This is a genomic window from Variovorax sp. P4_D9 (assembly GCF_056401695.1).
The window spans coordinates 1-6,246 of record NZ_JBFUIU010000537.1; the positions used below are offsets into that span (position 1 = coordinate 1).

The window sequence follows — 6,246 nt, forward strand, 5'->3', positions numbered from 1 at the left end:
GGAAAGGTGTCTCCGCAGCAAGCCGCCCCAACAAGGCGGTTCTTTCGTTTGTGGAGTGACGAAGCCACAATCCTCCGGCGCCAATGTCGGTGCGAGGAGATGCAAATGGCAAAGACGGTTCAGATTTCTGCGTCGCCAATCGGCGAAAAGCATGTAGCGCTGGTCGCGCTGCAAGACGATGGGTCAATGTGGGCGATGACCTACAACTACTCCGATGAAGTTCCGAGCGGATCGTGGGTCCGCCTTCCTGCCATTGCCACGCCTGATGAYGATATTGCTGTAGTTCCCTGACGTCTTTGCTTCACAGCCCAATTGGGGCGCCGCCTTGAGGCGGATTTTTCGATTTCGAATGCGTAGGCGGCTTAAGGCGCATATGCCCATGGGGAGCCTGTAGCAGCGGGTCGGCGCCCCGCGAACGCAGAAGTAGCCATCCTCCACTGACCGCCTCAGAGCGTCATAGCTTGGGCCTGAATCGGGTGTCATACGGCCGGATCGCGTAACCGGCACAGTTGTCTCCAGGGTCGACCACTGACCTCTTGCCCTGACTGGAAACGGCCGGTGCTTTTTCGTTGCGGGGGTATAACTCGATAGCAGAGATAATTGACTTTGTACCCGTTGTCAGCCGTGACTGTGCCGTGGCCACTTGGAATCATGGTAGGTCCCATCGGGAATTCCGGTTAGTTTTAGGTAATCGTGCCGGCGGAGGTGGAGTAGCAGCCAGAATCTGAGCCACTGACCGTGGCATTAAAAGTGGTTTTCCAGTTGCGCTGATTCAATTCACGGCAAGAATGTTTGCATATGCCGGCCCACTACAAGTGACAAGTTGAGAGGGAGGGGCAGGGAACCCAAAATAAAAGATCTGAGCATAAAAATTGCCTTGCAGCACTCCATTTTGGTCATCGTAAACTGACGCACTGAACGTCGCGCAAGATGTGTTGTCGCATGCGTTGCCGTACACCGAAGTTGAGGTCGTCTTGAACTTCACGACTTCGGTCCCTCCCCGTGGTCCACCGAAAGCAGATGGTGAAGCGACGATCAAAGTAGAGACGATGCATGCCGCCAAATAACGTTACGCACTATTTATGGGCCGGCTCAGTAATTGCCGTCGCCYAGTCGCAACCTGGGCACGACCATATCTGCACGGCATCAGGGAACTCGATTCCGGACGCGTTTTTCTGCGGATCTCCTATGTAGTACCGCACGTAGGCGAGGGTGCCGAAGAAGCTCCTGGTGATCGCGGACTGGCTCGGCATGTTGCGCGTTTCCTCCGCTTGGAACACCACATCCAGGTCCCCGCAATTGAACGCACCGCGAGCGTAGGACCCCGCTACCCAGATCGACGTGACAGTGACGTCGGCTGTGTACTGGCGGCTGCGAAATAAGAAGTGCCTGAAGGATCGTTCGGCGGTCGCACTCGTCCCTGGCAAATTCGCTTCAGCTTCTTGGTGAAAACATCCCTCGGGAATCGCTTTTCGCCTGTTGCCATGGTCTGGAGCTCCAGCGACAAAAGGGCGCATCGTAGGCGCTGCAATCAGCGCCTGCTTTTGTGTCTCGCATCGGCTCGTGCGGCAGGTACTGGATATGTGACGCGGCACATTGGCGTCTCATATTGAACTCCAAAAAGAAAACGGCGCTATCATTTTGATAGCGCCGTTTCTATACCAGTGAGGGGTTTGCTGGTGGGCCCTGAGTGACTCGAACACTCGACCTACGGATTAAGAGTAGTCGCCACGGCTGTTCCCAAGATTGCTCGAAAAGTCGAAAAGTGAGCATCCATGCGGGTTTACGGCCGATTTCGCCTTGATGATCATTCCCGCGTGTTCCTGATGTTTGTGTAATTTCCCGCGCGCGATTACACGGGAACTACACACCCGCTCGACGAGGCTGGCCCCTTCCACCACCAGTGCAAAATCTGGAGCCCGATTTGGCACCCGCGGCTGCGGCCGCTCCTACCGCCATCCGTGCACGCGGATGGCCGAACATCAATGCGCTAGGCCGCCGTCGCGCCTGACTGATTGAAAATCCGCGTGTCGGTGGTTCGATTCCGCCCCAGGCCACCAGAACAAAAGTTCAAGTGAATCAATCACTTAGAGCGGAATACAAAGCCCGGCATTGCTGGGCTTTTTTCTTGTCTTCTGTTGTCATGTAGCCACCATGTAGCCATCATTGCCATCGGGTGCCAACTTTCGTTCACGCTCGAGGTCGAACCCCGCGAGGTCTTCGCGGCGTTCATCCGGTGGCTCTCCGAGCGCGTGGCGGGCTCCGTCACGTCGGCACGCAGCATCTGCTCGACGAGCAAACGATCGCTCCAGCTCGGCGTTGTTCTGCCGATCAGATTGGCCCGGCTCCCGGCCATGCCGTGCAGACGCAGCGCCTTGAGTTCGGCAATGACGTCACGCATGGTCGGTCTCCTGGATGTCGCGCAGCCGGTCATATCGGGCCGTGTCGGCGATCGGCGGTGTCAGCACCTGCAGCGACGTCTCCACGTTGGCCGGCCGCGGCACTGCGTTCAGACGCGCGAGCACGTTAATGACGTGTTCGACGCTCACGCGCCCCGAGGGCGGCGCACCGTTCAGCCTTCACCTCCACGGGCACCAGCACCGTCCCTCGCGCAAATTCTTCGTCTACAGTGGTCTGGGTTCGATCCCTGCTGGGCACCCTCGCTTTCTCAATCGCAGCAGCGGCAATGTGAGGTTTTGTGAGGTTCTCGTAGCCGATTTCCGTTGCCGCCTGGGCTCTAATGCGACTGCCGGGGGTGCCTTGGCTGTCTTTGGCTTGGGGTCTGTCGATGAAGACCTTGGTCGACCTCAACGCCATGCAGGCAGCCGTTCGGGCCCGGCTACAGCGAGTTCCTGAGCGGAGGGCAGGCGTCAGATGCGCTGAAGCTTCTGCCTCGCCTCTCCGACCCATGCGCGCCTTGGCGGTTATCCTCTGCGGCAGTTCCATTCCTGCCATCGACATCATGACTAGTACCTTCGCCGATCGCATCGCCGCCATGAATGCGATGTACCGTCTCGCCGCCCACGAGGCCCCTACCGTTCCGGACGATGTCGCAGAGCGTCTGGCCAAGTTCAAGGCAACGCTAATGGATGAGGTTCAGGAGATAGACGACATCGTCGCAATGGCGAGGACCGGGATTTCCAAGGTCGATGTCGCGGTGGCAATCGCCGATCTGCTTGGCGACATCATCGTCTACTGCCGCTCGGAGGCATTGAAGTACGGGCTACCACTGGAGCAAGTGCTGGACGTCATCATGGACAGCAACAATAGCAAGCTGGGCGCAGACGGCAACCCAATCTACGATAGCAATGGCAAGTTCCTCAAGGGGCCAAACTACTGGAGACCGGAACCCAAGATCAAGGAGTTGCTGTCACAACTGATGGAATCCAGGCGCTGAACGCTAACCGGAGCAGGAACACGCATGGCTCCGCTGGCGCTTTCTGATAAGTGGTCTCTCAACCAAATTGAGCAGTCCATGCACCGGGTGGTGGGTGCACGCGGCGTCGCGCTACAGGTCCCCAAGGACTTTGTTGGCAAGCGCCGAGGCGCGCTTCACGATGCCGCTCGCCTACAACTCCTGGCGACGTGGGCGCGGTTTTCCGCCGACTGCCCCTTGTCATATCACCCCGCCAACAATCCTCCTGCAGTGCTCGACGAGTTGTGCGGTTACGCGCCGGGGATCGCGGCTCTTCGGATGTGCGATGGCGTCGCGGTCGGCGACAAGCAGGTGAGCAGGCGCGATGCTTTGGCACCGGCTGTCGAGAAGATGACGGCCACCGATCGGCTGCAGTGGGCGGAGGTCATCAAAGGCCGGACGATCGATTTCACATGCGTCAGCGGATCGAAAGTCCAGTATCTCAGGCCGCTTTTCACAGAACGCAACGAGCGTGCGGTCAAGGGCAAGGAAGGTATGTATCTCATCCTCCGGGCGCTCAGTGACTACGTGGCCAAAGCCGATGCCGAACATATTCCGCAGGATTTTCTAAGGTCTTGCGCCACCTTCGCCAGCGAGTTGATGAAGAACACTCAGGAGCATGCTACCCGGGACCACGTAGGTAGGCCTTACGCGGAGCATGTCGAAGGACTGATCATGAGTTGGCAGGAGATGACCAGCGAGTCCTACGCAGACGATTTCTGTGGACATCCGGCGCTTCGTGACTTCTGGGACCGAGAGCAGGTTCCAGTGCGTGGAGGTGCCTCCTCCGCACTCCGGTGCCTGCAGTTGAGCTTTTTCGACACTGGGCCTGGCTTCGCCAGCCGGAAAACAGGCCGACCCTTGTCCGACCTGTCGTTGGACGACGAACGAGAAGCTGTGCTCACCAGCTTGAAGAAAAACGCGACGACGAAGACAGAAACGGGAGCCGGCAATGGCATCCCGGACGTCCTGGAAGCACTTCGACAAGTCGGCGGCTTGATGACCATCCGCAGCGGTCGATTGAGAATCTTCCGGTCGTTCAAACCAGGTGATGCCGGTGATGTGTTTCAGTTCGGCGAGTGGTCGACCTTACCCCTTGCGCCTGCCGTCGGTGCGGTGGTTTCCCTCATCTTGCCGATCAGACGATGATTCGCAAGGCCTACTCCTTTAGTGCTCGGGGGCGTTGCACGACGACTGGATACGACGTGGAGGCGCTGTGCGTTTTCTTCGACACGAGGCGCTCAATCACCGCTATGGAGTTCTTCGACGAATTAACGACGTCCCTCAAGAGCCTGCAGACGCTGCCGGACTGCGTGCTCGTCATCTCTGACGCGACCAGCCTCAATACCCTGTACCAGTGTTGGACGCAGCACTCGGCTGATCGGGGCGTCTTTAAGGAAAGGGGGATTCACCGGCACATGCCGTTCGTCAAGTCCTACCAGTTCGCCGGATGGGACGCGAATGAAGGGCTGAACATCACCCACACGGATAGCGCCGCTAGCTCCCACGCATTCGCCCTGCCGACGCAATCCTTTGTCGAGCAGGGGCTCAGGGCGCTTGTCGGCGCCAACCCGGTCGTCCAGGTAGCCCCAGCCGGCCATGTGTTCAAACATCCTTCTAAGACTGTCAACAAGCTGTTCATTCAGGCACGGGAACTTGCTACGAGCGAAGCCGAGCTCGCGTTCGCTGGTCGGTGCCTTGCATGCGCGCTGCCGACGCTGCGACAGACCCATCTCACGCAGGTCTACATCGACAGCATGGGCATTTACTCGCTCGTTCGAGAGGCACTCAGCTTCGCGTGCAGTTCGGCCAGCATCCATAGCTTTCACTCTTACGACGAAATCTCGAGGCTGTCGCCGCCGACTGAGCTCTATGCAGTCGTAGTCTCCGCATCCACAAGCGGGGGCATGGCGCGGCGCCTGCACGATCAAGGATTCGAGGGAGATCGACTTATCACGCTCATCGACGTGAGTCGGAAGGCGCGCAGGGKCGAGGTATTAATTTCGCTCGACGACATCGATCCGGCCATTGAAAAGCAAATAGCGGATGGTACCGAGACTCAGATCGAGTTGTTCGGTGAACACTTCGCTTCCAAAGCGAAGCCTCCGCGTGCCGTCACGCTTGGGCAGATACACACTCCGAAGGCGCTCTCACTCTACCTGAAGCAGTTGGGCATCGGCGGAACTATGGGCCTCAACGCCACGGGACGCGGTAGTGGGGTGCCTCGACTGGTGTGCGTGGATAGCGGTGCGGTAGCCAATAGCCAAGAGCTCGAGCGTTGGCTCGACGACGAGATCGCCTGGCGGGTACCGGTATCCATCGATCACTTGGTACACGCCGAAGACGATGGCTCCAGAGCTTTGGCGATCAAGGCTGCGCGGAGGTTGCATGAGGCCAAGGGCGGAAGTTCCCCGCCTGCCCTCACAAGCTACGGTGAACTCGCGGCCGACACGCTTCGCGACGCGAAGGGCGTGCTGGTTGTTCAGGCCGTGGTGGGAGATGGTGGCTTGATGCGCGAAATCAGCCGTGATCTGCGCGAGTATTTGAAGCCGAATGTGCCGCGACATTTCATGGTAGCAGTCGGCATACCGCAAACCACGGAGACTTGGCTCCGATTGCAGCAATTCCTGGTGAAGAACGCCAGTCCGAGGGATTACGGGTTCTCTTCGTGGCTAACGTTGCCTATCGGCTCCGATGGTGCTGATACCGCCTGGCACGCCTATGCCAACCTCGCCGCTAAAGCTCAGTTGACTTCCGTCACAGTACCTGGCGCCTTGCCCGCAGTTGTCGAAGCGTCGTTGCAGCATGTCGCGGACTTCATCCAGGGGTCC

5 protein-coding genes and 1 pseudogene are annotated in these 6,246 nt (G+C 58.7%); 4 read left to right on the top strand and 2 right to left on the bottom strand.

Features of this window, described 5'->3' with window-relative positions:
* Positions 1-105: 105 nt before the first annotated feature.
* Positions 106-291, top strand: a complete 186-nt coding sequence (locus AC1DY5_RS37990; RefSeq protein WP_478119626.1) for a hypothetical protein — start codon at positions 106-108, stop codon at positions 289-291.
* A gap of 1,792 nt (positions 292-2,083) precedes the next feature.
* Here AC1DY5_RS37990 and AC1DY5_RS37995 read toward each other — a convergent pair.
* On the bottom strand, positions 2,084-2,401 hold the full coding sequence (locus AC1DY5_RS37995; protein WP_478119627.1) for a hypothetical protein: 318 nt from the start codon (positions 2,399-2,401) through the stop codon (positions 2,084-2,086).
* Positions 2,394-2,561, bottom strand: a pseudogene (locus AC1DY5_RS38000) (IS21 family transposase); the annotation flags it as partial. The pseudogene AC1DY5_RS38000 and the gene AC1DY5_RS37995, both read right to left, overlap by 8 nt.
* A gap of 347 nt (positions 2,562-2,908) precedes the next feature.
* On the opposite strand from AC1DY5_RS38000, the gene AC1DY5_RS38005 reads away from it, so the two are divergent.
* From AC1DY5_RS38005 to AC1DY5_RS38015, 3 genes are all read left to right on the top strand, one after another.
* Positions 2,909-3,397: a pyrophosphatase gene (locus AC1DY5_RS38005; protein ID WP_478119628.1), complete on the top strand. Its 489-nt coding sequence runs from the start codon at positions 2,909-2,911 to the stop codon at positions 3,395-3,397.
* A gap of 24 nt (positions 3,398-3,421) precedes the next feature.
* Entirely contained in the window at positions 3,422-4,564 is a 1,143-nt protein-coding gene (locus tag AC1DY5_RS38010; protein ID WP_478119629.1) for a hypothetical protein, read from the top strand.
* A partial coding sequence (locus AC1DY5_RS38015; RefSeq protein WP_478119630.1) for a hypothetical protein occupies positions 4,561-6,246 on the top strand: 1,686 nt, incomplete at its 3' end. The genes AC1DY5_RS38010 and AC1DY5_RS38015, both read left to right, overlap by 4 nt.

Bases quoted from the DNA above. Each gene is read 5' to 3' on its own strand.
- AC1DY5_RS38005 (WP_478119628.1), top strand. From the start codon at position 2,909: ATGCGCGCCTTGGCGGTTATCCTCTGCGGCAGTTCCATTCCTGCCATC.
- AC1DY5_RS38010 (WP_478119629.1), top strand. From the start codon at position 3,422: ATGGCTCCGCTGGCGCTTTCTGATAAGTGGTCTCTCAACCAAATTGAG.
- AC1DY5_RS37995 (WP_478119627.1), bottom strand. From the start codon at position 2,401: ATGCGTGACGTCATTGCCGAACTCAAGGCGCTGCGTCTGCACGGCATG.